This is a genomic window from Photobacterium frigidiphilum (genome assembly GCF_003025615.1).
Classification (GTDB): Bacteria; Pseudomonadota; Gammaproteobacteria; order Enterobacterales; family Vibrionaceae; genus Photobacterium; species Photobacterium frigidiphilum.
Genome location: NZ_PYMJ01000005.1, coordinates 36879 through 58668, shown reverse-complemented (window position 1 = coordinate 58668; position 21790 = coordinate 36879). Strand labels below are relative to the sequence as shown.

Genomic DNA, 21790 nt, shown 5'->3' with positions numbered 1-21790 from the left:
GATGGGATTAAAACGATAACGGAGGGAGTGATGCACTCATCAGCTTCACAACAAGCACCGCAACAACAGAAGAAAACGGTATTTACCCGGTTTCTTGATACCGTAGAATTTCTCGGTAACCTTTTACCTCACCCAATTACTCTTTTTGCACTTTTTTGTGTGGCGATTTTAGTCGCATCTGGTATTGCCGGCTATTTTGGCGTTGCTGTTATCGACCCTCGTCCAGAAGGCGCAGCAGGACGTGCAGCTGATGGCATGATTCATGTCATTAGTTTATTTAACGCAGAAGGCTTACAGCTTATTGTTGCTAACCTTGTGAGTAACTTCACTGGTTTTGCACCATTAGGTACGGTACTCGTCGCCATGCTGGGTGTTGCGATTGCAGAATACTCAGGCCTACTATCTGCCGCTATGCGTGGCCTGGTGATGGGTGCATCTCGTCGCATGGTAACGCTGGTGGTGGTATTTGCGGGTATTATTTCGAATACCGCATCAGAGCTTGGCTACGTGGTTCTGATCCCTCTTGCAGCAATGCTATTCCACTCATTAGGTCGTCACCCTCTTGCGGGTTTAGCAGCGGCATTTGCGGGTGTATCGGGCGGTTATAGTGCCAACCTATTACTAGGTACGGTTGACCCACTGCTTTCGGGTATCACTGAAACCGCAGCACAAATGATCGATCCGAACTACCTTGTTGGCCCTGAAGCTAACTGGTACTTCATGTTTGCATCAACATTTGCAATCACTATCATGGGCGCATTTGTTACCGAAAAAATTGTTGAGCCGAAACTAGGTAAATACAACATAGAGGAGGCAAGTGAAGACCTTGGTGGCGATAAAATGGGTCTGCTTACCGATCTTGAAAAGAAAGGTCTTAAGCTTGCTGGTCTGGCTGCTCTTGTTGTATCGGTACTGTTAGCAATGACTATCGTTCCAGCAGATGGCATTCTTCGCCATCCTGATACAGGCTTGGTATCAGGCTCTCCGTTCCTTCGCGGTATCGTTGCGTTCATTTTTGTATTCTTTGCTATCCCAGGTTTTGTTTACGGCAGAACAGTCGGCACAATGAAGAACGACCGCGATGTGATCAACGCGATGTCTAAATCAATGTCGACCATGGGCATGTACATTGTGTTGGTGTTCTTTGCTGCACAGTTTGTTGCTTTCTTCAAATGGACAAACTTCGGCCAAGTCTTCGCTGTTGGTGGTGCTGACTTCCTACAGTCTATCGGTCTAACGGGCCCGATGCTGTTCTTCGCCTTCATCTTGATGTGTGGTTTCATTAACCTGATGATCGGCTCTGCGTCTGCACAGTGGGCAGTAACTGCACCTATCTTTGTTCCGATGTTAATGCTAGTCGGTTACGCACCTGAAACCATTCAAGCGGCATACCGTATTGGTGATTCTGTCACCAACCTAATCACACCAATGATGAGCTACTTCGGGATGATTCTGGCTGTTGCTACGCGCTACCAGAAGAACCTAGGGTTAGGTACTTTGATTTCAATCATGCTGCCTTACTCAATGATATTTGTTATTGGCTGGAGCATCATGTTCTACGTATGGGTATTTGTTCTGGGTATCCCGGTAGGTCCAGGTTCAGCAACCTACTTTAATATCGCGGGTTAATCACTCTTAGATATAAAGCATCTTCAGGCCGAGATCGTTATCTCGGCTTTTTCTTACCTGCGGTTCAAGGATATCGGGTGAAACGCCGCGTGAAATGAGCGCCTTGCCTAGAGCCCAACAAATTCTCGCTGAAACGAGCATCTTGAGGTAACGTGGGTATAAATACTTTTTCATCGCTGGGCTACCTCTTATGGATCTGCGTCTACTTCGTTTCTTTGTTGCCGTTTATGAAGAAAAGAATATTACTTTTGCGGCTGAACGTTGTTTTGTTTCTCAGCCATCAATTTCCAATGCGATTAAGCAGTTAGAAGAAGAGCTCAGTACTCCATTATTTATACGCCATAAGAAAGGCGTAAATCTTACAGATGAAGCTCATTACCTATACCCATTAGCGATTCGGCTACTTAACGACATCAATCGTTTGCCACAATTATTTCAGCAACGAACAGAATGCTTACCGCTCACTTTGGGCAACTTCCCCGATCTGAGTCAAAGCCAACTGGCACGCTTCTTAGCCTTATTGACCCAACAAGTGCCCAATGTGCTGTTAGAGTTAGTCGATCACAGTGCTGAATCTGATGCGCGTATCACATTGGATATGTTCAAAGCTGATGGTGAGATTTTCTTACCCCTGTGGGATGAAGATTATGTGTTATGCATGCTACCCAGCCACCCACTCGCTGCACTGAATAAAGTAACGCCACAGCAACTACATCAGCATGACTTTATTGAGTGCCCACCGTGTGAAGCCCACCAGCAAACAATTGGCTTATTAGCCTGTGATGGTTTGGCGGTAAATTTAGTCGCCAAAGCCGAACATAAAACGCAGGTAATGCACCTTGTTCAAGCAGGATTAGGTATTTCATTTCTACCAACTGGCGTACTAGAAACAGCCAAAGAGCTGGTTACCGTCCCCCTTGATGGACCTCGTATGTTTCGCCGTTTGGGGTTATGTTACCCCGCCAATAAAACCCTCAACCCAGCGCTATCGGCTGCAGTAAAAGTACTCAGTCAATACGCACACAGCGATCTGGTCGGTACGGTGCTTACCGAGCAAAACACCGAGAGTTAAGTTTTATCTATCGCAACGATAAGTAAAATCGACTGTTTCAAATTACTGGTCAGATTTATGCTTGTGCTTCTATAGGATTTGAAGCACAGGTTTTGCCCATGAATAGCACCCCATCAAGAGCACTCGTCGTAGAAGGCGGCGCAATGCGCGGAATATTTGCCAGTGGCGTATTAGATGCTTTTCTTGAAAATGGCTATATGCCGTTTGATTTTGCAATGGGGGTATCTGCGGGCTCGACCAATCTATTAGGGTATTTAAGCGGCAATCATGGTCGTAGCCACCGGATCATTACTGATTACTCACGTCGCCCTGAATTCATCAACTTTTCTCGCTTTACCCATGGCGGACACTTAACCGACATCCGCTGGTTGTGGAATACAACGACCCGAGAATTACCGCTCAATTTATTTCAATTCGAACAACGCAACATTCCCTTTTTTGCAACGACCACAAACGTTGAGACTGGGCAGGCAGAATACACCGAGGTCACTCGCAACAATGTGGCAGAAGTCATGATGGCATCGTGTGCTTTACCGCTCGCTTATCGTGACTACCCAACCATAAATAAAACGCCCATGAGTGACGGCGGTATTGCTGATTCAATTCCGGTTATCGAGGCGTATCGACGTGGCGCACGCCAGATAACCGTCGTACTTTCTCAACCGTTAGGTTACCGAAAAAGTGATACCAAAGTGCCATGGCTATTACGATCGATGTTTCATCATCACCCACAATTAGCCGAAGCCTTATTACACCGCGCCAAGCGTTATAATGAAGCATTGGACTTTATTCAACATCCTCCCGCTGATTGTGAAATAACCATTATTGTACCCAATAAAACCTTTCAAGTGGGTCGTCTGACACGTCACCTGGGCAAACTGGAGCATGGGTATTTACTGGGGCAACAAGCGGGATATCGACTTTGCGGGGTAGTGCCTTGCCATGGTGAGCATTGCTTTGATGATACTGCGTTGATGGTTTAAGAGGTTAAGACTACGACAGATTTTCGTAGTTATTGGTCCAATCAAGCGCCTGCTGATGGCTACTGGCCACCAAGGTTTCTGGTATACCTAATTCAGTACAATATACACTGACCTTGCTCCAATCAGCCTGCTCATAAGCATCTAACAGTGCTAAGACTTGCCCGAGCTGACCTTGATGATGCAATAAGGCGGTTTGTACTTCATCTTGCAGGGGTAACAGCGCCAGCAGCTGATCGAGTGAGCTGTCTAATAATGCGTCCAATAATGAAAACATCCCAGTCAGAAATGCCTGTTCAGATTTTGCCTTTAAATTACTGTTCGCCACCAAGACTTCGCACATCCGTGCCCGCTGCAGCGACATTGAGTACAACTCTTTCGGTTTGTTTAATGCGGCATGTGCGGTTGCAACCACCCCCACAAACATGCGTACTTTGTCTTCGCCCAAATACACCAATGCTTGTTTAAATGAACTGATAGGCTCAACGGTGCGCGTTGTTGCGGTATTCACATAACGCAGCAATAAGTATGACAACGAGACATCACTGGCAATAATCTGCTCAACCATTTTAAAGTTAACTGGCTCACGGCAAATTTCTTGCAGTAAGCGAACCGTTGTAAGTTTTTGGGGCTCAATTTGACGATTTTTCAGCAATTCTGGCTTACTGAAAAAATATCCCTGAAAAAAGTGAAAGCCCGCATCCAGTGATATTTGAAAATCTTGATGTGTTTCCACTTTTTCAGCTAAAAACTTTATTTTCCGGTGCTTATTTTCAGCCACAAATGCACACGACTTTTCGAGACCTAACTTGATCAAATCAAGTTTAATAATATGTACATAAGGTAGAAAACGCTGCCATTCAGCCGAAGCTTCAAAATCATCTAATGCAATCACGTAACCATTACGGTGTAAGTGCTTAATCGCAATAAATAACTCGTCATTAGGAATGCAAGTTTCAAGCACTTCAATCACCACTCGCCTTTTGGGCAGCAGTAGTGGTAATAAACGAATTAAGCTTTCATGAGGAAAATTAATAAAAGTACGTTGGCCAGCTGTTGCCAGGTTATCGCCCACTGCCATATAGTTTTCAACCAACAAACGACAGGTCGCTTTATTGGCTTCAATTAATGGAAAGGCATTACTTTCACCGTCGCGGAATAATAACTCGTAGCCGACGGTACGTTGCTGACGATTTAAGATGGGCTGGCGTGCAACGTATGAATACATGACGACTAAAGTATCCTGTTATCCGTAAATGAAAATTAGCATTAAGCACGTGCTGATGCGAGCAATGCACCACAACCAATAAACATCGAGCCAAACACACGGTTCAACGTGTTCATCACACGAGAAGATCGTATATACCCTGTCAGTTTAGAAGCTAGTGATACATAACACAGCATAACGCTGGTATCGACCAAGACTGTTGTCGCACCCAAAATAATAAGCTGCATCATTTGCGGTTCATTCGGATTAATAAACTGTGGAAATAAGGCCACCAGAAAAACAATCGTTTTAGGGTTGGTCATATTCACAAATACGGCTTGGCGGAATAATGATTGAGCAGACACATTGTCGGCGGGTGTATCGAGACTAATAACGGCTTTTTCTCGCCACTTTTGCACGCCTAACCAAACAAGATAAATCACCCCCACCCATTTGATGACGGAAAATGCCATCTCAGATTGAGCAACAATCGCCCCAAGGCCAACCCCAACCAGTATAATATGAAAGGCCAATCCCGCTTGTAGGCCGACTATCGACGCTAATGATTTACGAAAACCATAAACCATGCCGTTACTGATCGAGTTCACTGTGCCCGAGCCTGGTGCAACGCTAAATACCACTGCTGTCGCTAAATATGCCAACCAAACTTCAATATCCACAACCACACCTCATAGTGAATTTGTTTAAGTTAAAACTATCAATACTACCCATGATCCAAGCAAGTTAACCGTAGAATGTCAGTGAAAGCAACCTGTGGATCATTATTCTGCCGTATCACTTTACGATATACTCTATTATCAAAGAGATTAGTAATATATAGGCGACCTATCTATGATTTAACTGTAATCATTAATTAAAATTAATGACTCTATAATCAAATGGCTTTCATTTTTATTATTCATTTCCTATTTCGTCAGGCCGAGAGAAAACATGACAGCTCAACCTTTACATTATTTTGATTTTTCACAAGAAGACAGATACGCCGAGACAATGTCTGGGCCAGTAGCTGAAATGTGGAAACAACGCCAGGAAGGCACATTCAAAGGTGTCGATGATCTCAATATTGGTTGGGTAAGCCTGACGGGTTACAACCATGATAAAGCGATTATTGTGGTGAATGGTCGTATCGAAAGCTATTGGAAATACCAAGAACTTTTCTACGATTTAGTCAAACAAGGGTACGATGTATATGCCATTGACCATCGCGGTCAGGGTATCTCCGATCGTTTAGCCAAAGATAACGAATTAGGGCACGTTGAAGAGTTTGATGATTACGTTACCGATCTAAAAACCTTCTTTGATACCGTGGTAACCCCTAAAAAGTATAAACAACACTTTCTGCTTGGTCATTCAATGGGGGGAACCATCTCAACCCTATTCTTGGCAAAATACCCATCATTGATTAAACGTGCGGTACTAAGTGCACCGATGCATGGTATTCAATTGTCTAATTGGATGAAGCCAATCGCTTCCCCTTTTGCACGTGTCGTTGAGCAATTACAACGCCAACCTAATTATGCACCAGGGCAAGTACCTTATTATCCCAAGCCTTTTCTCAATAATAAATTGTGCCAAAGCCAGATACGTTATCAATGGTTTCGCGACTTATATGAAAACAAACCAGCATTAAAAATTGGCGGACCCAGTGCTCGCTGGGTATGGCAAGGTATGGCGGCCGCGAATCGCTGCATTACACAAGCAGCGAACATAGCTACCCCTATACTGCTCATTCAGGGTAGCGATGATAATATTGTTGATAACCAAGCACACCATCGTTTTTGCCAAGCCATGAACCAAGCCAATCGCTCGTGTGAATTAAAAACCATTAATGGCGCACGTCACGAATTATTGTTCGAAAAAGATGCTTATCGTAATACCGTGTTGGCCGCGACTTTTTCTCATCTGAACCAAGACAACAGCACGCCATCAACATAAGTAAGTAAAAGCGGAAATTATGAAATCACACATTAGCCTCTTTTTTCTGACGTAAACTGGTTTAGAATTCATCATACCAATCAGGTACAGAGGTTATTGTGTGTATCTGACCCCAGCTTTCATTGCGAGAATATTCATGTACAAGATTGTTGCTTCAGATCTAGACGGTACACTACTTACTCCTGACCACAAAATTGCGCCATTCACTAAAGACGTCTTAAACCGCTTACACCAGCAAGGTAAAGATTTTGTGTTCGCCACAGGCCGCCACCATATTGATGTTGCAGGTATGCGTGAACATATCGGTATTCCTGCGTACATGATCACCTCTAATGGTGCACGTGTGCATAATTGTAAAGGCGAGTTGATCTTCCAACAAAATGTTCAAGCAGAAGTCATCGCAGGCGTGATTGCATTAACCAAAACGGATCCAGCACTCAAAATCCATATCTATCGCAACGACGATTGGCTATTAAATATGGAAGATAAATCGCTAAGCGAATTTCATGATACGTTTAGTTACCAACTTTTTGATGTCGAAAATCCTCCATTAGAAGGTGTGGCTAAAATATTTCTCACTCGTGATGACCACGATCATGACAAGCTGGTTGAATGGGAAGATCGCCTTAATGAACATTTTGGCAGCCGTGCTAATATCGCATTCTCGACCCCTTGGTGCTTAGAAGTGATGGATGCTGGCGTATCAAAAGGTCATGCGCTAGAAGCGGTTGCGAAAGAAAAAGGCTATGCATTGCAAGACTGCCTCGCATTTGGTGACGGCATGAATGATGCTGAAATGCTGTCAATGGCAGGTAAAGGGTTAGTGATGGAAACCTCTCACGACAAAGTAAAAAAAGCCTTACCGAACAATGAAGTTATCGGCTCTTGTGCTGATGAAGCTGTGGCACATTACTTAGCAGAGAACCTGTTATAAGCATAAATTCGCGATAAATCACGTGATATAAAGGCTGCCAACACAGCCTTTTTTGATCATTGTCGTTTAGTAAATCGATAGTTAGAGCTGCCCTGTCATCTGTAATATTGCCTGCCACTGCGCTTCAGTCACCGGCATAATGCTCAATCGATTACCCCGTTTCACCAAAGGCATCTCTTCTAACAACGGATTGGCTTTCATTCGCTTTAGTGAAACAAGCCGTAAATGACGCTGATATCCCACATCGACCATTACCCAACGAGGATTTTCAGGATCAGATTTAGGGTCAAAATACGGGCAGGTCGGATCGAATTGAAAATGATCGGGATAGGCTTCTTTCACAACGGTCGCAATACCAGCCACCCCCACATTTTTACACGATGAATGATAAATAAAGATCTGATCGCCTAATTTAACCTGATCACGCATCATATTCCGCGCCTGATAGTTACGAACCCCTTCCCAACACGAAACTTTTTGCTGCTTTAAAGTGTCTATGGAAAAGGTCTCTGGTTCTGTTTTAAATAACCAATAGCCCACAATCATTCTCGTTGAATACCATTCTGGATAAGTAATCAGGTACTTGTCTAGATTGGTATAATATAAAGTACTTTCACTTAAGCCTAACATGAAGAGGGATTTGCATGACACATCCACGGATGCGAACAGCGTTACCTATTGCCGCTCTTATTGCCTTAACAGGCTGCTCTACATCTACCCCTTCGTCATCCACATCGGGCATGATCGATCTCACCCCCCCTAAAGAGCCAACGCAACTCGGTAGCAGTTCAACGACGACTGCAAATACAGAGACAGTTAATACAAGCATTCAGACAAGTGGAAAAGTGCAAGCCTTTATGATGCGAGGCATGGTGACGCTCGGTCATGAAAGTAATAGCATTCAACCTTGCGGTAGCACGCAACAATATTGGCTAACAACAGCAATATCTGACCGTTCTGCGCTTGAAAAAATCACCCCAAACGGCTACCAAGTGATGTATGGTGAAATGATTGGTTTCTTAGAACCCGCTCCCGAAGAAGGCTTTGCCGCTAACTACGATGGTCGCTTTACAGTAAAACAAATCAACATGATTTCTGCTGAAATGAGTGGCGGCTGTAAACAACAACCGCACACGACACGTGCCTTTGGCAACGAACCCGGTTGGGCTGCTGAAATCAAAAATAAGCAAGTCACCTTAATTCAAATGGGGAAAGAGCGCCAAAACCAAGCAATTACCTCAACATCATCCATCTCGGGTAAACAACAATATACGGGGAAAGATTTCAGCCTAACCCTAACCAAAGCGCAATGTAACGACACCATGAGCGATGCGTTATTTGGTTGGCAATCCACATTAGAGTGGCAAGGTAAACAATTCAAAGGTTGCGCGACCATTGGCGCTACCGATGTCACTTTGAATTGGATTGGCGAGTATCAAAGTGGCACTCAAACCACCCAGAATACGGGTTTAACCACCACGTTAGTACTTAAGCCAGATCATTCAGCAACCACAACGTACGCCTATACGAATGGTGATAATAGCCTTGTTGAAACAGGATTCTGGCAACAAGCCAATCAAAACACTGTGCAAGTTATGATGACCCGCCATCAAGGTCGTCGTTTAAATGGCGAACGTTTATTTACATTAAACGGCAAAACGCTAATCACCACAGAAGAAGTGGTTAACGGTCATGCTTATAGCCTTGGTCGTGACGGTTTACGGCTCGAGAAACAATAAAGCTGGATTCAAGCAATACATGTGTGGCTTGATATAATATTGCGGTTACCTTTGGGAAGTGGAGCCGCTTCCCGTTTACGTTATGTCATTTTTATTTAAAGAGAACATTTATGCCTTGCCCGCGCTGTGGTTTCCAACACAACTGTATTTGCCATGCAGAACCCCAATCTCTCACCAGTGCTGCGCATTTTGTATTACTGACTCACCCCAAAGAACTGAACAAAGACACCAATACCGGAGTCTTAATGGAACGTACCCTGCCTCATTGCCGCCGCGTCATCTGGGATCGAGTAACGCCGCCAAGCGAACTCATCCAACAATTAACGGACCCTCAATTTTCCCCTTGGTTATTATTTCCTAGTGATGAAACGCACCCAGCCAGTGATTTTCAGCCAACGGATCAGAAAATACCGCTGTTTGTCATTCTTGATGCGACCTGGCAAGAAGCACGAAAAATGGTACGTAAAAGCCCATGGTTAGCCGCGCTGCCACGCATAAGCCTAACGCCAAACTCCATGTCTGAATATCAGCTACGCCGTAATCAGCAGGCTGGCAATTTGTGTACTTGTGAAGCAGGCATAGCATTACTTTCATTGATCAACCAACCACAACAAGCAGCCAAGCTAGAACAATACTTCAGTACCTTTATTGAAGTATTTAATGCAGAGAAAAGTGGTCATACTAAACACTGAGTTACTACAATCACGACGATTATTGTACAAATTTGCATCGCACGTTAAATGCACTATACTAAAACCGACTAATCAGTCGGTGACGGATATTATTTCGACACGGCATCGAACTGTTCAGGATCTTTGTGACCAATCACTCATGAGGCAATATCAATGACAGTAGCAGAAAACGTCGTCACCAAATTAGACATCTCGGCAATGCAAAATACATTACACGAACAACGTGCGAGTTATTCTGCTCACCCAATGCCAGACTATGCTGAACGAATCACCCAGCTAAAGGCGCTTAAAAAAGCCTTGTTAGCCAACAAAACAGCACTATGTGAGGCACTGAATCAAGATTACGGACAACGTAGCCAACAAGACAGTCTAATGGCTGATGTACTGCCCTGCGTCATGAATATTAGCTACACCATTAAACACTTAAAAAAGTGGATGAAACCCTCGAAGCGCCATGCCGGCTTATTGTTAGCGCCAGCCAAAGTGGAAGTGGTATATCAACCGCTCGGGGTGATCGGGGTTGTAGTACCGTGGAATTTCCCAGTAATGCTCAGCCTTGGGCCATTAATCACCGCCTTAGCGGCGGGTAACCGCGCCATGATTAAGCTCAGTGAATTCACCCCAGCAACCAACATCGTACTGCGTGAATTGCTGGCATCGGCATTTGATAACAAACACGTGGCGGTTTTTGAAGGTGAAGCCGATATCGCAGCAGCCTTTACCGCATTACCGTTTGATCACCTGATTTTCACCGGTTCAACGACCGTTGGGCGCCATGTTATGCGCGCAGCAGCTGATAACCTCACTCCAGTCACACTCGAGCTAGGTGGCAAATCACCCACCATTATTGCCCCCGATATACCATTGAATGTCGCGGTTGAGCGGATGATTTACGGCAAAAGCCTCAATGGCGGGCAGATTTGTGTCGCCCCTGATTACGCATTAGTTCCTGAAGATAAAGTGGACAATTTTGTTGCAGAGTACAAAAAGCAATTCAATAAGATGTACCCAAAGGGTACGAATAACAAAGACTTTACGTCGGTAATTAATCAGCGCCAATATCAACGCCTAACCGCTTGGCTTGAAGATGCAAAAAGCAAAGGCGCGACGGTGATCCCTTGCCATGAAAATAGTCGTGATGATCAGCAACATCGTATGGTCACCCATATCTTGTTGAATACCAATGATGATATGACCGTCATGCAAGATGAAATATTTGGTCCAATATTGCCAATCGTGCCCTATAAAACAATTGATCAGGCAATCGACTATATTCAGCAACGTCCTCGTCCGCTGGCGTTATACCTAATGAGTTTTGATCAACAGCTGCAACAACGCATTAAAACCACCACCCATTCTGGCGGAATGTGTATTAACGAGTCAGTCTTCCACGTTGCTGCCGATGATGCACCATTTGGTGGTATCGGTCCTTCCGGTATGGGGCATTATCACGGTAAAGAAGGGTTCTTAACGTTCTCGAAAGCGAAAACAATTTTGAGTCGCGGTAAAATAAATACCGCTAAATTAGTGACCCCACCTTATGGTGGCTGGATACAAAAGCTGATGTTAGCTTTCTTCCTTCGATAAATTTGGGAATTTAATCTGTTTATGGTTACAGAAAAGAAACAGAAAATTTTGGATACCGCCCTTTTGCTCTTTGTCGAACAGGGAATTCAAGCAACAGCAACAGCCAAAATTGCCAAGCAAGCAAACGTGGCAACGGGTACGCTATTCCATCATTTTTCAAATAAACAAGAATTGGTGGTGACGCTATACCGTTCGATCAAAGATGAATTGAGTCAGTCCATTAGCCAAAATACTGCTGATAACGTTGGTTCATTGGACAATCAAGCGGATGCTTTAAAATCCACTATTGAAAGCTATTGGCATCAAGCAATTGAATGGGCAATGAGTCACCCACTAAAATGGCAGTTTCTGCAGCAATTTGCCAACGACCCACAATTTAAAATTAGCCAACAACAAGATGTTATGACGTCATCAATGGCGTTTTTAGTTGAAGCGATTAAGCAAGGACAGCAGCAAGGCGTATTGGCATGCTTGCCAATACCTTTAGTACTTAATTATTGCCATTATCACTATTTAGCGGTGACAACCTTATTTATTGAACAACCAGAGCTATTCCAACAGCAAAGTTATCAAGACGGTGCTTTCCAGATGTTTTGGCAAGGCTTAGTCGCTAAACCATGATTTAAAAGTGGCTAATTAAAAAGCAGAACGGGAGCCTAAGCTCCCGTTTTTGATTCATTGTATAATACGGTTTTCACCACATCGTAATGATTAAGCTTGTACGTCAGCGTATTGGTTTAACTCTGCAATACTTACTGTCGTAATGAACTCACCGTCTAAGTAGAAGTTCACGTTATCGCCAGCTTTCTCGCCACGTAGTCGCGCGGTTTCACCATTTTGGTAAGACACGTTCATTTCTAGGGTAGAATCGTCAAGCTGACGGAATGTAGCCGCTTCAATATTGCTGTTCTGCACGCTTGCTAGCGGCACCGTCGTCATTGATTTATCTAATTTACTGTTGATCTTAAAGATAGCATCAACAGGCATATCAGCCACTGCGGGTGATTTACCTGTAATAGGGTTTTTACCGGTCCAGAATTCAATTGAGTTGAAGATAAATAAATCGGCTGCTGCAGCAATACCATATACCGGGCTTAACAGAACAAATAGACCCGCACGACCATAACGGTTATCGACAGCTGATAAGTTTGCTTTGGTCACCATTTGTGAGGTGCCCATCTGACCAATACAACCGGTTAAAGAGGTTGCCAATACAGCCATCGCCACAGCTTTCAGTGCGATCTTTTTCATTTGTACGTTACTCCGCGTTAAAATTAAAATGGATAAAAAGTCGGCGGATTATAAGCACTTTTGTGGATATTACGAGTCAATTTTTTGTGAATAGTTCTGAAATCAAAACAATGTAGGCTTTAAGCTAAATCAAGGTAAAAAAACGGTGATTTACTATCAAACCGTAATAAGACAAACACCTGATTAATTAATAATAAATATATAAAAAGCGGCTAAATAGCCGCTTTTAGGTTTACTTTTGTAACTTGCCACTTTTAATGCATTTAAGCGTATTGACCAGCAACATAACCTGAACTCCATGCCCATTGGAAGTTGTAGCCTCCCAACCAACCGCTCACATCCATCACTTCGCCAGCAAAGTACAAACCAGGAACCTGTTTCGCTTCCATCGTTTTTGATGACAGTTCATCAGTATCTACGCCACCTAATGTAACTTCAGCAGTGCGGTAGCCTTCCGTGCCATTTGGAGCAATAGACCACGAGTGGAAATACGCATCGAGGCTTGCAACCTCTTTCTCATTATATTGCTTCAATGGCTTATCGGTAATGTCACCACGCTCGATAAGCACTTCAATTAAGCGCTTAGGCAATAAACGCGACAGCGCTATTTTTAGACTTTGGTTCGGATTACTTTCACGCATCGCACGCAAGGTATCGCTCAACGATACGTCAGGCAGCAAGTTAATTGTCACTTTCTGACCCGGTGTCCAGTACGATGAAATCTGTAAAATAACCGGACCAGACAGCCCACGGTGAGTAAACAGTAAACTTTCTTTGAAATAAGTACCGTCTTCCGCTTCAATCGTCACTGGAACCGCAATACCAGACAATTCAGCAAACGCTTCTTTTTCTTCTTTATGCAAGGTGAAAGGCACTAAACCCGCAGTGGTTGGTACCATTTTCAACCCAAATTGCTCTGCAACCTGATAACCAAAAGGCGTTGCACCCAGCTTAGGCATGGATAAGCCCCCCGTCGCAATCACTAAAGACTCACATTCAACCGTATCGGTATTCAGCTTTAAGCGAAAGCCAGAGTCAGTTTTAGTGATGTCATGCACATCACAACGGTAACGCTGTTCAACCGTTGGTAAATCACATTCAGCCAATAACATTTGCACAATTTCTTTGGCTGAATCTTCACAGAATAGCTGCCCGTGCGAGCGCTCTTCGTAAGCAATATTATGTTTCGCAATCATCGCGATAAAATCCCACTGGGTATATTGCGATAAGGCTGATTTTGCAAAATGTGGATTACGACAAACAAAATTACTGGCTGTCACATCATAGTTAGTAAAGTTACAGCGACCGCCACCAGAGATCAGGATTTTACGCCCTGGCTTCTTTGCGTGATCAACCACCAGCACAGAACGACCTCGTTTGCCTGCTTCTGCCGCACACATTAACCCTGCAGCACCTGCACCAATAATTACAACATCAAACTTGTTAGCCATTTCTGTACCTAAACTCTGGATCATCACGGAATGAAAAAGGGATGCAATACCATAGCGGTTAGCATCCCTTTGTGTTCTGCGCGCATTTTACGCGGCTATGGCGTGAATACCAAACCTAATCTCCTATTCTAGGCTAAATTAGGCTGGCTGCTATTCATTGTAATATCGGCATCGTGCATGTGTAACGTTGTGGTTGGAAACGCAAAGTCAGCACCGTTACGATGCACAATATCCACGATTTTCAGCATCACATCTTGCTGTACTTCTTGATATTCAACCCAATTAACGGTTTTGGTAAAGGTGTACACCAATATATTCAATGACGATGCACCATACGTATCAAAACAAACGATCATGGTTTGGTTACTATCAATATCGGCATGATTTAATAGCATGGCTTTTATATCAGACGCCACTTTGCCCACGACAGCCGCATCTTCATAACGTAACCCGACACTTTGTTTAATTCGACGGTTCGTCATACGTGAAGGGTTTTCAACCACGATAGAGCTAAAGACAGAATTAGGCACATACAGCGGTCGCTTATCAAATGTGCGAATAACCGTCATTCTAAAGCCGATGCGCTCAACCGTACCTTCAATTTGACGATCTGGGCTGCGCACCCAATCACCCACTTTGAAAGGGCGATCCAGATACAACATCATGGCACCGAAGAAGTTAGCCAACATATCTTTTGCGGCCATACCGACAATTAAACCACCCACGCCACCGAAGGTCAGCACACCCGACAAACTCAAGCCAAGGTTCTGCATCATCACTAAGCCACCAATGACCATTACGATCAAACGCAGTATCTTAGAAATAGCATTAATGGTGGTGGTATCTTTCGCTTTAGGTAATATACCAGCTTCGACATTACTGACCAGGCGTAACAGTATCCAGACGAAGGTCCAAACTACGATTAAATGTCGAACAACAGCAAGAAAGGTGGTGGGGTAGCTTGTGGTGTTATCAATCACAATGCCAAGCGATAATACGGCAGGCCATAACCATATCAGCCAACAGACAGGACGACGAACCGCACTTACCAGTGCATCATCCCAAATTAAGCGGGTGTTTTCGGCAATCAAAGAAAGACGGCGGGTAACAAGTAGCCATCCACCCCATAAAATTGCACTTAACGCGAGTAACAAACCCACATTGTACATCCAGTCGTGATTCACACCTTGTTCAAGGGATGACCACCATTGAATAAATCTTGTCATAAAAACCGTTAGCCAATATGTCGATAAAATAAACTAGGCATAAAGCTAAGCGGTTCAATTTCAATAAGCAATCAATAAAGTCCGTTGAACAAATATAACGACACAATTTGCCATTAGATACCAAGAAACGCGACGGCAAAGATCGAGATAAAGAAAACCATGACAAACGTACTCGCAAGGATGAAAAGCTTGCGAACTTTCACACATTTAGTCATGAATAACGGATCATGATGATTCTGATATTGCTGACTACGAATGTAGTGAAAAAGACGGACTTGCTTACTGACATTCCCTTGAGAAGAGAAAAAACCGCGACCATCAACTTGCTGATAAAGTAATGGGTCACAATCTCGCATTACCCGAAGCAATGTACGCAAGGTACTCACATATCGAGACACATTCACAACCATGATCAAAAAGAGTGCAAGTAGAAATGCATCACCACTAATATTCATCATAAAACCCCCAAACAACATCAGTTACAGGCTGGGGAAGAGAGGGCGCCGTTTAATTGCGCCCCTAAAACACTTAACCAACCGTTGTATCCATTACAGATGTCGAGCCAGCCTTCGCCATTGCTGCAAGATCTTTATCAATAAAGAATAAAGCTTTGCCATCTTCGCCAACTAACTCAATCTTATCCAAAATGCCTTTAAACAACTTTTCTTCTTCATGCTGCTCTGAGACATACCACTGCAAGAAATTAAAGGTAGAGTAGTCTTGAGTCGTAAATGCAACATGAGCTAACTTATTAATTTGTCTAGTAATTAATTGTTCATGTTCATATGTTTCACGAAATACCGCGCCCAAAGATTCAAACTCGTGCTTTGGTGCTGCAATTGCACCCAACATTGGCATAGAGCCCGTTTCACTCACATAAGTGAACAAACGCTGCATGTGTTCCATTTCTTCAACTGCATGTGAACGTAAAAACTCAGCAGCCCCCTCGAAGCCCTTATCTTCACACCATGCGCTCATTTGCAGGTATAGGTTTGAAGAAAAGAACTCCAAATTAATTTGCTCGTTCAGCTTTGCAACCATCTCTTGAGCTAACATTACACAACTCCTATCTATTAAAGTGTAATCAACACATTGCCACTGTGCACAATTGAGTTTGCAACTCATGCCCACAATTGCCGTGAAATTATCAATCAGTATCCCATAACATACGGGTAAGATTAAAAAAAAGACTACTTTTGTAATAATTAATTAACGCACTATCTTCCTATAAAGGATGCGATCTAACCGATATTTTTCAATCATACTCAATGCTAGCATGATTAAAACCACGATAAAGGAGTGCAAGTTATGGCTTATAAACACATTCTAGTTGCAATCGACCTCTCCGATGACAGCTTCATCCTCGTCAATAAAGCAGCTACACTCGCCAAAGAGCTAGAGGCCAAATTGTCTTTGATCCATATTGATGTCAATTATGCCGAACTTTATACTGGTCTTATTGATATCAATCTCTCTGATACCCAATTCAAAATGTTTGATGATGCACAAAAGCAGCTCCAAGCACTGGCAGAAAAAGCAAACTACCCTGTTTCTCATACCCTAGTGGGCAGCGGTGATTTTAGTGATGAAATTTGCCAAGCCATCAATAACCTCGATATCGAGTTAGTGGTATGTGGCCATCACCAAGATTTTTGGAGTAAGATCCTTTCTTCAACCAAGCAATTAATGAATGCGACCCCCGTCGATTTATTGATGGTGCCTTTAAAATAAAGCCTACCCTATCGATCGGTTTTCCTGAATATTTCAACAACGGCGCTTGATACGATCAACGCCGTTGCTCATTGATTGTTTGACCATAAAACCGTGGCTTTTGGCTATTCCCCTACCTTTTATCCATATTTCAACTGAATCATTTCGGTTAGACTATCGCCCTCTATGGATAATAAATTAAATAAAAAATGGGATATTTATCAGCAATCACCCTGTTATGGGCATTTTCATTTAGCTTGATCGGTGTGTATTTGGCCGGTCAGGTTGATGCATGGTTCTCTGTACTCACACGTGTCGCCCTTGCCGGCTTGGTTTTTCTTCCCTTTTTAAGAAAGAAAAATTTACACGCTAAACTCGCCATTAAGCTAATGATTGTCGGGGCTTTTCAGCTCGGCATCATGTACTGCTTCTATTACCAATCTTTCTTATATTTAACCGTGCCGGAAGTACTACTGTTTACTATTTTCACCCCAATTTACGTCACCCTGATTTACGATCTACTGCATAAGCAATTTTCAGTGTGGTATCTACTGACCGCTGTTATCGCGGTAGTTGGGGCTGCAGTTATTAAGTTTGAAGGGATCAACGAGAACTTTATTATTGGGTTCTTTATCGTACAGGGAGCAAATTTATGCTTCGCTATCGGGCAAGTTGGCTATAAGCACATCATGGAACAAGAGCAGGCAGATCTACCGCAACATACAGTATTTGGTTTGTTTTATTTAGGGGCTATTTGTGTCGCATTACCGATGTTTTTATTATTCGGCAATATCGAGAAATTACCGACAACCAATACCCAATGGGGCATTTTAGTTTACTTAGGTACGATTGCTTCTGGTCTGGGTTATTTCATCTGGAATAAGGGGGCTACCATGGTGAATGCTGGCGCGTTAGCCATTATGAATAATGCTCTGGTGCCTGCGGGCTTGATCGTAAACCTAGTGATTTGGAATCGTGATGTCGATTACTCTCGTTTAATTATCGGTGGTGTTATTATTCTATTTTCATTGTGGTTCAATGAAACGTGGGTGAAGCGTAAAGTCGAGCAGACCAGAACCGCATAAGCTAATAAGCCAAATCACACATAAAAAAGAGGCGAGATACTCGTTAACATTGAGTATCTCGCCTCTTTTCGAAGTTCAGCTATCGCAAGTATCCGTTATTTCTGAGAACAGCTATCAGCATCGGCTTTACGTGCTACAGCATCTTCTGCTAACCATTCAGCAACCGATTTAGCAAAGTACGTTAGTACACCATCAGCCCCTGCGCGCTTAAAGCACATCAGTGATTCCATCACGGTTTCACGCTCTTTCAGCCAACCATTTTGAATTGCAGCCATGTGCATCGCGTATTCACCCGAGACTTGATAAGCAAACGTCGGTACTTTCAGCTCCGTTTTCACGCGACGAACAACATCAAGGTACGGCATACCTGGTTTCACCATTACCATATCAGCACCTTCATTCACATCCATTGCGACTTCATGCAGGGCTTCATCAGAATTAGCGGGATCCATCTGGTACGTTTTCTTGTCACCGCCTTTAAGGTTGCTCGACGAGCCGACGGCGTCACGGAAAGGGCCATAATAGTTAGACGCATATTTCGCAGAATACGCCATGATCTGGGTATGAATGTAACCCGCTTCTTCCAATGCCTCACGGATTGCGCCAATACGACCATCCATCATGTCTGACGGTGCTATCACATCAGCACCCGCTTCAGCATGTGACAAGGCTTGCTTGATCAGTACTTCTGTTGTCACGTCGTTAATTACGTAACCGTCTTCATCAATAATGCCGTCTTGACCGTGTGTGGTAAATGGGTCAAGGGCAACATCAGTGATCACGCCCATTTGAGGCACATGTTCTTTTAGCAAGCGCACCGCACGCTGTACTAAGCCTTCAGGGTTGTGAGCTTCTGCGGCACAAATGCTCTTAAAATCTTGAGAAACAACCGGGAATAACGCAATTGCTGGCACACCTAATTTCGCAAGGTATTCAGCTTCTTGTAACATAAGGTCGATAGACAGTCGTTCGATGCCCGGCATTGACTCTACCGTTTCACGACGATCTTTACCCATCAGAATGAACATAGGGTAAATCAAATCGTTAACAGAAATTTGGTTTTCAGCCATTAAACGACGGCTAAAGTCATGCTTACGCATACGACGCATACGGCGTGCCGGGAAAGCGCCTTGAATAGATACTGACACTGCATATTCCTTGTATGGTTGATTCACTACTGTTTGTTAATACCATTCTGGATGAATGTCTAGACTGGTATAAGCTTATAATAATGCGAATGTCGTGGCATTATTATCTTAATTCGATAATACCACCCTCATAAAGTTTCGGGAGGTCCGATCACAAAAAATGCCTGCGTTGTCGCACGTGAATTACACACTACTTCGGCAGCCTCTTGCTGACGACACTGCGCTATAACACTGGCAATATGGGGCAAATATTGCGGTTCATTACGGCTAGATTTTGGCTTTGGCCGATAATCGCGCGGTAGCAGGTACGGGCAATCCGTTTCAATCATCAAACGATCATCGGGTATCAGATGCACAATATCACGCAATTCCGTACCACGACGCTCGTCGCACACCCAGCCTGTAATGCCGATATGCAAATCAAGATCTAAACACTCTTTTAGCTCTGTTTCGCTGCCTGTAAAGCAATGCAAGACGGCTGCTGGTAATTTCGTGCGCCATGGCCTTAGTATGTCGATAAAGCGCTCGTGAGCATCACGACAATGCATAAAAACAGGCAGGTTCAATTCTGCCGCTAACGCTAACTGAGCTTCAAATACCGCTTCTTGTTGCGGTCTAGGAGAAAAGTCACGATTAAAGTCGAGCCCACACTCTCCAATCGCCACCACTTCAGGTGTTGCTGCTAAAGCACGAATGTGAGGAAGCGTTAAGTCTTCAACAGACTTGGCATCATGCGGGTGAACACCTGCTGTGCTGTAACAATATTGCGGCCACTGCTGCGCCATTTTTTGGGCTTGCTGGCTTTCTTCAATACTGGTGCCAGTTAAGATTAAGCCAGTTACGCCCGCTTCTTTAGCACGCGTAATAACATCGTCACGATCTTTATCAAAACGACTGTTCGTTAGGTTAACGCCAATATCAATCATTTTAAAACCTAATAAATCCAATAAACCTAATCAATACAAACAAAAAAACCGGCTCATCACCGGTTTTTATTATCACAACAGATTACTGTTATTCGCTTTGCTCAATATCGTCATCTTCTTCTTGGTCTCGCACATAGAAACGCGAGAAGAATAAGCCGACTTCAAACAATATACACATTGGTATCGCGAGTAATGTCTGAGAAATAATATCTGGCGGAGTCAGCATCATTCCCACGACAAATGCAGCCACTACAATATATGGTCGCTTTGTCTTTAAGCTTTGTGGGTCTGTTGCCCCCGTCCAGCATAAAAGAATGATGGCTACAGGTATCTCGAATGCAATCCCAAACGCCATAAATAGCGCCAAGACAAAATCAAGATAACTGGCTATATCGGTTGCAACCTGCACCCCTTCCGGCGCAATTCCCGTAAAGAAACTGAACACTAAAGGGAACACAACGAAATACGCAAATGATACGCCACCGTAAAACAGCAAAGAGCTGGAGAACAATAACGGCATGATTAGCTTACGCTCATGCTTATACAGACCTGGCGCAACAAAGCCCCATACCTGATATAAAATCATAGGTACAGCAACAAATACTGAGGTAACCAATGTGAGTTTTATTGGCGTAAAGAATGGCGAAGCAACATCTGTTGCGATCATCGTAGCCCCTTCAGGTAAACGTTCTACCAAAGGTGCAGCCATGAAAGCATAGATGTCGTTTGCAAACCAAACGAGACCAAGAAAAACCACCAAGACACTCAAGATAGAACGCAATAGGCGATTACGTAGCTCAACTAAATGGCTAAATAATGGCTGCGTTTCTTCTACTGTCGACATAGTGATGTAATTTATTCCTGCTTTTGAGAAGTCGTTGTTGAGGTTGGCTCGCTTTTCTCAGCATAGGGACGTTGAACATCTGAAGCGGCTTGCTTCAATTCTTCAACCGATTCACGCAATTCTGGCGATAAATCTTTCATTCCCATTTGTTCGGCTTTTTTAAGATTCTCTTGCAGTTCCTGAATTTTCAGTTCTTGCGACAGTTCATCTTTCACCGAATTTGCCATATTACGAGCGGCGCCAACCCAACGCGAAACACTACGAATCGCGACAGGTAGACGCTCTGGCCCCAGTACTACCAATCCCACCACAGAGATCAGTATTAACTCCCAGAACCCGATATCAAACACGCG

The 21790-nt window shown here is 43.7% G+C and carries 24 protein-coding genes; 11 read left to right on the top strand and 13 right to left on the bottom strand.

What is annotated here, in order from left to right; translation table 11 throughout:
* Positions 1-30: 30 nt before the first annotated feature.
* On the top strand, positions 31-1629 hold the full coding sequence (locus C9J12_RS06465; protein ID WP_107241973.1) for an AbgT family transporter: 1599 nt from the start codon (positions 31-33) through the stop codon (positions 1627-1629).
* A 6-nt stretch (positions 1630-1635) separates the two neighbouring features.
* On the opposite strand, the gene C9J12_RS30625 is transcribed toward C9J12_RS06465, so the two are convergent.
* A complete protein-coding gene (locus tag C9J12_RS30625) occupies positions 1636-1803 on the bottom strand; it encodes a hypothetical protein (RefSeq protein ID WP_170111729.1) in 168 nt (55 codons plus the stop codon).
* Between the two features lie 16 nt (positions 1804-1819).
* On the opposite strand from C9J12_RS30625, the gene C9J12_RS06460 reads away from it, so the two are divergent.
* Together C9J12_RS06460 and C9J12_RS06455 are read left to right on the top strand one after the other, a co-directional pair.
* Positions 1820-2701: a LysR family transcriptional regulator gene (locus C9J12_RS06460; protein ID WP_107241972.1), complete on the top strand. Its 882-nt coding sequence runs from the start codon at positions 1820-1822 to the stop codon at positions 2699-2701.
* Between the two features lie 98 nt (positions 2702-2799).
* Entirely contained in the window at positions 2800-3684 is an 885-nt protein-coding gene (locus C9J12_RS06455; RefSeq protein WP_107241971.1) for a patatin-like phospholipase family protein, read from the top strand.
* 10 nt (positions 3685-3694) lie between these two features.
* Here the strand turns inward: C9J12_RS06455 and C9J12_RS06450 are convergent, their stop codons facing one another.
* Entirely contained in the window at positions 3695-4909 is a 1215-nt protein-coding gene (locus C9J12_RS06450) for an EAL and HDOD domain-containing protein (protein ID WP_107241970.1), read from the bottom strand.
* Positions 4910-4950: 41 nt separating this feature from the next.
* Positions 4951-5568 carry a homoserine/homoserine lactone efflux protein gene (gene rhtB / locus C9J12_RS06445; RefSeq protein ID WP_107241969.1) on the bottom strand — a complete coding sequence of 206 codons (618 nt, stop codon included), beginning with the start codon at positions 5566-5568 and terminating at the stop codon, positions 4951-4953.
* Positions 5569-5839: 271 nt separating this feature from the next.
* Here rhtB and C9J12_RS06440 point away from each other — a divergent pair, with 271 nt between their 5' ends.
* Positions 5840-6844: an alpha/beta fold hydrolase gene (locus C9J12_RS06440; RefSeq protein ID WP_107241968.1), complete on the top strand. Its 1005-nt coding sequence runs from the start codon at positions 5840-5842 to the stop codon at positions 6842-6844.
* Between the two features lie 136 nt (positions 6845-6980).
* On the top strand, positions 6981-7778 hold the full coding sequence (locus C9J12_RS06435; RefSeq protein ID WP_107241967.1) for a Cof-type HAD-IIB family hydrolase: 798 nt from the start codon (positions 6981-6983) through the stop codon (positions 7776-7778).
* An 81-nt stretch (positions 7779-7859) separates the two neighbouring features.
* On the opposite strand, the gene C9J12_RS06430 is transcribed toward C9J12_RS06435, so the two are convergent.
* Positions 7860-8318: an EVE domain-containing protein gene (locus C9J12_RS06430; RefSeq protein WP_107242150.1), complete on the bottom strand. Its 459-nt coding sequence runs from the start codon at positions 8316-8318 to the stop codon at positions 7860-7862.
* 104 nt (positions 8319-8422) lie between these two features.
* On the opposite strand from C9J12_RS06430, the gene C9J12_RS06425 reads away from it, so the two are divergent.
* The 4 genes from C9J12_RS06425 to C9J12_RS06410 all read left to right on the top strand — a co-directional run bounded on the left by C9J12_RS06425 (position 8423) and on the right by C9J12_RS06410 (position 12417).
* Positions 8423-9517 carry a COG3650 family protein gene (locus C9J12_RS06425; RefSeq protein ID WP_107241966.1) on the top strand — a complete coding sequence of 365 codons (1095 nt, stop codon included), beginning with the start codon at positions 8423-8425 and terminating at the stop codon, positions 9515-9517.
* 110 nt (positions 9518-9627) lie between these two features.
* Complete coding sequence (locus tag C9J12_RS06420; protein WP_107241965.1) at positions 9628-10209, top strand: tRNA-uridine aminocarboxypropyltransferase; 582 nt, start codon at positions 9628-9630, stop codon at positions 10207-10209.
* A 153-nt stretch (positions 10210-10362) separates the two neighbouring features.
* On the top strand, positions 10363-11796 hold the full coding sequence (locus C9J12_RS06415; RefSeq protein WP_107241964.1) for a coniferyl aldehyde dehydrogenase: 1434 nt from the start codon (positions 10363-10365) through the stop codon (positions 11794-11796).
* A gap of 21 nt (positions 11797-11817) precedes the next feature.
* The gene (locus C9J12_RS06410; protein ID WP_107241963.1) at positions 11818-12417 is read left to right on the top strand and encodes a TetR/AcrR family transcriptional regulator; all 600 of its coding nucleotides are present in this window, start codon (positions 11818-11820) and stop codon (positions 12415-12417) included.
* Positions 12418-12507: 90 nt separating this feature from the next.
* Here C9J12_RS06410 and C9J12_RS06405 read toward each other — a convergent pair whose 3' ends face one another.
* From C9J12_RS06405 to ftnA, 5 genes are all read right to left on the bottom strand, one after another.
* On the bottom strand, positions 12508-13047 hold the full coding sequence (locus C9J12_RS06405; protein WP_107241962.1) for a DUF3332 domain-containing protein: 540 nt from the start codon (positions 13045-13047) through the stop codon (positions 12508-12510).
* 263 nt (positions 13048-13310) lie between these two features.
* Entirely contained in the window at positions 13311-14498 is a 1188-nt protein-coding gene (locus C9J12_RS06400) for a BaiN/RdsA family NAD(P)/FAD-dependent oxidoreductase (protein ID WP_107241961.1), read from the bottom strand.
* A 128-nt stretch (positions 14499-14626) separates the two neighbouring features.
* Positions 14627-15724 (bottom strand): mechanosensitive ion channel family protein, encoded by a 1098-nt coding sequence (locus C9J12_RS06395; RefSeq protein ID WP_107241960.1) that lies wholly within the window; start codon positions 15722-15724, stop codon positions 14627-14629.
* Between the two features lie 113 nt (positions 15725-15837).
* Positions 15838-16179, bottom strand: a complete 342-nt coding sequence (gene uspB, locus C9J12_RS06390) for a universal stress protein UspB (RefSeq protein WP_172635962.1) — start codon at positions 16177-16179, stop codon at positions 15838-15840.
* A gap of 73 nt (positions 16180-16252) precedes the next feature.
* Positions 16253-16780, bottom strand: a complete 528-nt coding sequence (gene ftnA / locus C9J12_RS06385) for a non-heme ferritin (RefSeq protein WP_107241959.1) — start codon at positions 16778-16780, stop codon at positions 16253-16255.
* Positions 16781-17032: 252 nt separating this feature from the next.
* Here ftnA and C9J12_RS06380 point away from each other — a divergent pair, with 252 nt between their 5' ends.
* Positions 17033-17455: a universal stress protein gene (locus tag C9J12_RS06380; protein WP_006233235.1), complete on the top strand. Its 423-nt coding sequence runs from the start codon at positions 17033-17035 to the stop codon at positions 17453-17455.
* 188 nt (positions 17456-17643) lie between these two features.
* Positions 17644-18519 carry a carboxylate/amino acid/amine transporter gene (locus C9J12_RS06375; RefSeq protein ID WP_011216941.1) on the top strand — a complete coding sequence of 292 codons (876 nt, stop codon included), beginning with the start codon at positions 17644-17646 and terminating at the stop codon, positions 18517-18519.
* A 95-nt stretch (positions 18520-18614) separates the two neighbouring features.
* Here C9J12_RS06375 and hemB read toward each other — a convergent pair whose 3' ends face one another.
* From hemB to tatB, 4 genes are all read right to left on the bottom strand, one after another.
* Positions 18615-19667: a porphobilinogen synthase gene (gene hemB, locus C9J12_RS06370; protein ID WP_107241958.1), complete on the bottom strand. Its 1053-nt coding sequence runs from the start codon at positions 19665-19667 to the stop codon at positions 18615-18617.
* Between the two features lie 128 nt (positions 19668-19795).
* A complete protein-coding gene (tatD, locus tag C9J12_RS06365; protein WP_107241957.1) occupies positions 19796-20593 on the bottom strand; it encodes a 3'-5' ssDNA/RNA exonuclease TatD in 798 nt (265 codons plus the stop codon).
* An 88-nt stretch (positions 20594-20681) separates the two neighbouring features.
* On the bottom strand, positions 20682-21437 hold the full coding sequence (gene tatC / locus C9J12_RS06360) for a twin-arginine translocase subunit TatC (protein WP_107241956.1): 756 nt from the start codon (positions 21435-21437) through the stop codon (positions 20682-20684).
* A gap of 11 nt (positions 21438-21448) precedes the next feature.
* Positions 21449-21787 carry a Sec-independent protein translocase protein TatB gene (gene tatB, locus C9J12_RS06355; RefSeq protein WP_107241955.1) on the bottom strand — a complete coding sequence of 113 codons (339 nt, stop codon included), beginning with the start codon at positions 21785-21787 and terminating at the stop codon, positions 21449-21451.
* Positions 21788-21790: the final 3 nt, after the last annotated feature.

Excerpts from the sequence above, each read along its gene's own strand:
- C9J12_RS06465 (WP_107241973.1), top strand. The coding sequence starts at position 31 with ATGCACTCATCAGCTTCACAACAAGCACCGCAACAACAGAAGAAAACG.
- C9J12_RS30625 (WP_170111729.1), bottom strand. The coding sequence starts at position 1,803 with ATGAAAAAGTATTTATACCCACGTTACCTCAAGATGCTCGTTTCAGCG.
- C9J12_RS06460 (WP_107241972.1), top strand. The coding sequence starts at position 1,820 with ATGGATCTGCGTCTACTTCGTTTCTTTGTTGCCGTTTATGAAGAAAAG.
- C9J12_RS06455 (WP_107241971.1), top strand. The coding sequence starts at position 2,800 with ATGAATAGCACCCCATCAAGAGCACTCGTCGTAGAAGGCGGCGCAATG.
- C9J12_RS06450 (WP_107241970.1), bottom strand. The coding sequence starts at position 4,909 with ATGTATTCATACGTTGCACGCCAGCCCATCTTAAATCGTCAGCAACGT.
- C9J12_RS06440 (WP_107241968.1), top strand. The coding sequence starts at position 5,840 with ATGACAGCTCAACCTTTACATTATTTTGATTTTTCACAAGAAGACAGA.
- C9J12_RS06435 (WP_107241967.1), top strand. The coding sequence starts at position 6,981 with ATGTACAAGATTGTTGCTTCAGATCTAGACGGTACACTACTTACTCCT.
- C9J12_RS06425 (WP_107241966.1), top strand. The coding sequence starts at position 8,423 with ATGACACATCCACGGATGCGAACAGCGTTACCTATTGCCGCTCTTATT.
- C9J12_RS06420 (WP_107241965.1), top strand. The coding sequence starts at position 9,628 with ATGCCTTGCCCGCGCTGTGGTTTCCAACACAACTGTATTTGCCATGCA.
- C9J12_RS06415 (WP_107241964.1), top strand. The coding sequence starts at position 10,363 with ATGACAGTAGCAGAAAACGTCGTCACCAAATTAGACATCTCGGCAATG.
- C9J12_RS06410 (WP_107241963.1), top strand. The coding sequence starts at position 11,818 with ATGGTTACAGAAAAGAAACAGAAAATTTTGGATACCGCCCTTTTGCTC.
- C9J12_RS06405 (WP_107241962.1), bottom strand. The coding sequence starts at position 13,047 with ATGAAAAAGATCGCACTGAAAGCTGTGGCGATGGCTGTATTGGCAACC.
- C9J12_RS06400 (WP_107241961.1), bottom strand. The coding sequence starts at position 14,498 with ATGGCTAACAAGTTTGATGTTGTAATTATTGGTGCAGGTGCTGCAGGG.
- C9J12_RS06395 (WP_107241960.1), bottom strand. The coding sequence starts at position 15,724 with ATGACAAGATTTATTCAATGGTGGTCATCCCTTGAACAAGGTGTGAAT.
- uspB (WP_172635962.1), bottom strand. The coding sequence starts at position 16,179 with ATGAATATTAGTGGTGATGCATTTCTACTTGCACTCTTTTTGATCATG.
- ftnA (WP_107241959.1), bottom strand. The coding sequence starts at position 16,780 with ATGTTAGCTCAAGAGATGGTTGCAAAGCTGAACGAGCAAATTAATTTG.
- C9J12_RS06380 (WP_006233235.1), top strand. The coding sequence starts at position 17,033 with ATGGCTTATAAACACATTCTAGTTGCAATCGACCTCTCCGATGACAGC.
- C9J12_RS06375 (WP_011216941.1), top strand. The coding sequence starts at position 17,644 with ATGGGATATTTATCAGCAATCACCCTGTTATGGGCATTTTCATTTAGC.
- tatD (WP_107241957.1), bottom strand. The coding sequence starts at position 20,593 with ATGATTGATATTGGCGTTAACCTAACGAACAGTCGTTTTGATAAAGAT.
- tatC (WP_107241956.1), bottom strand. The coding sequence starts at position 21,437 with ATGTCGACAGTAGAAGAAACGCAGCCATTATTTAGCCATTTAGTTGAG.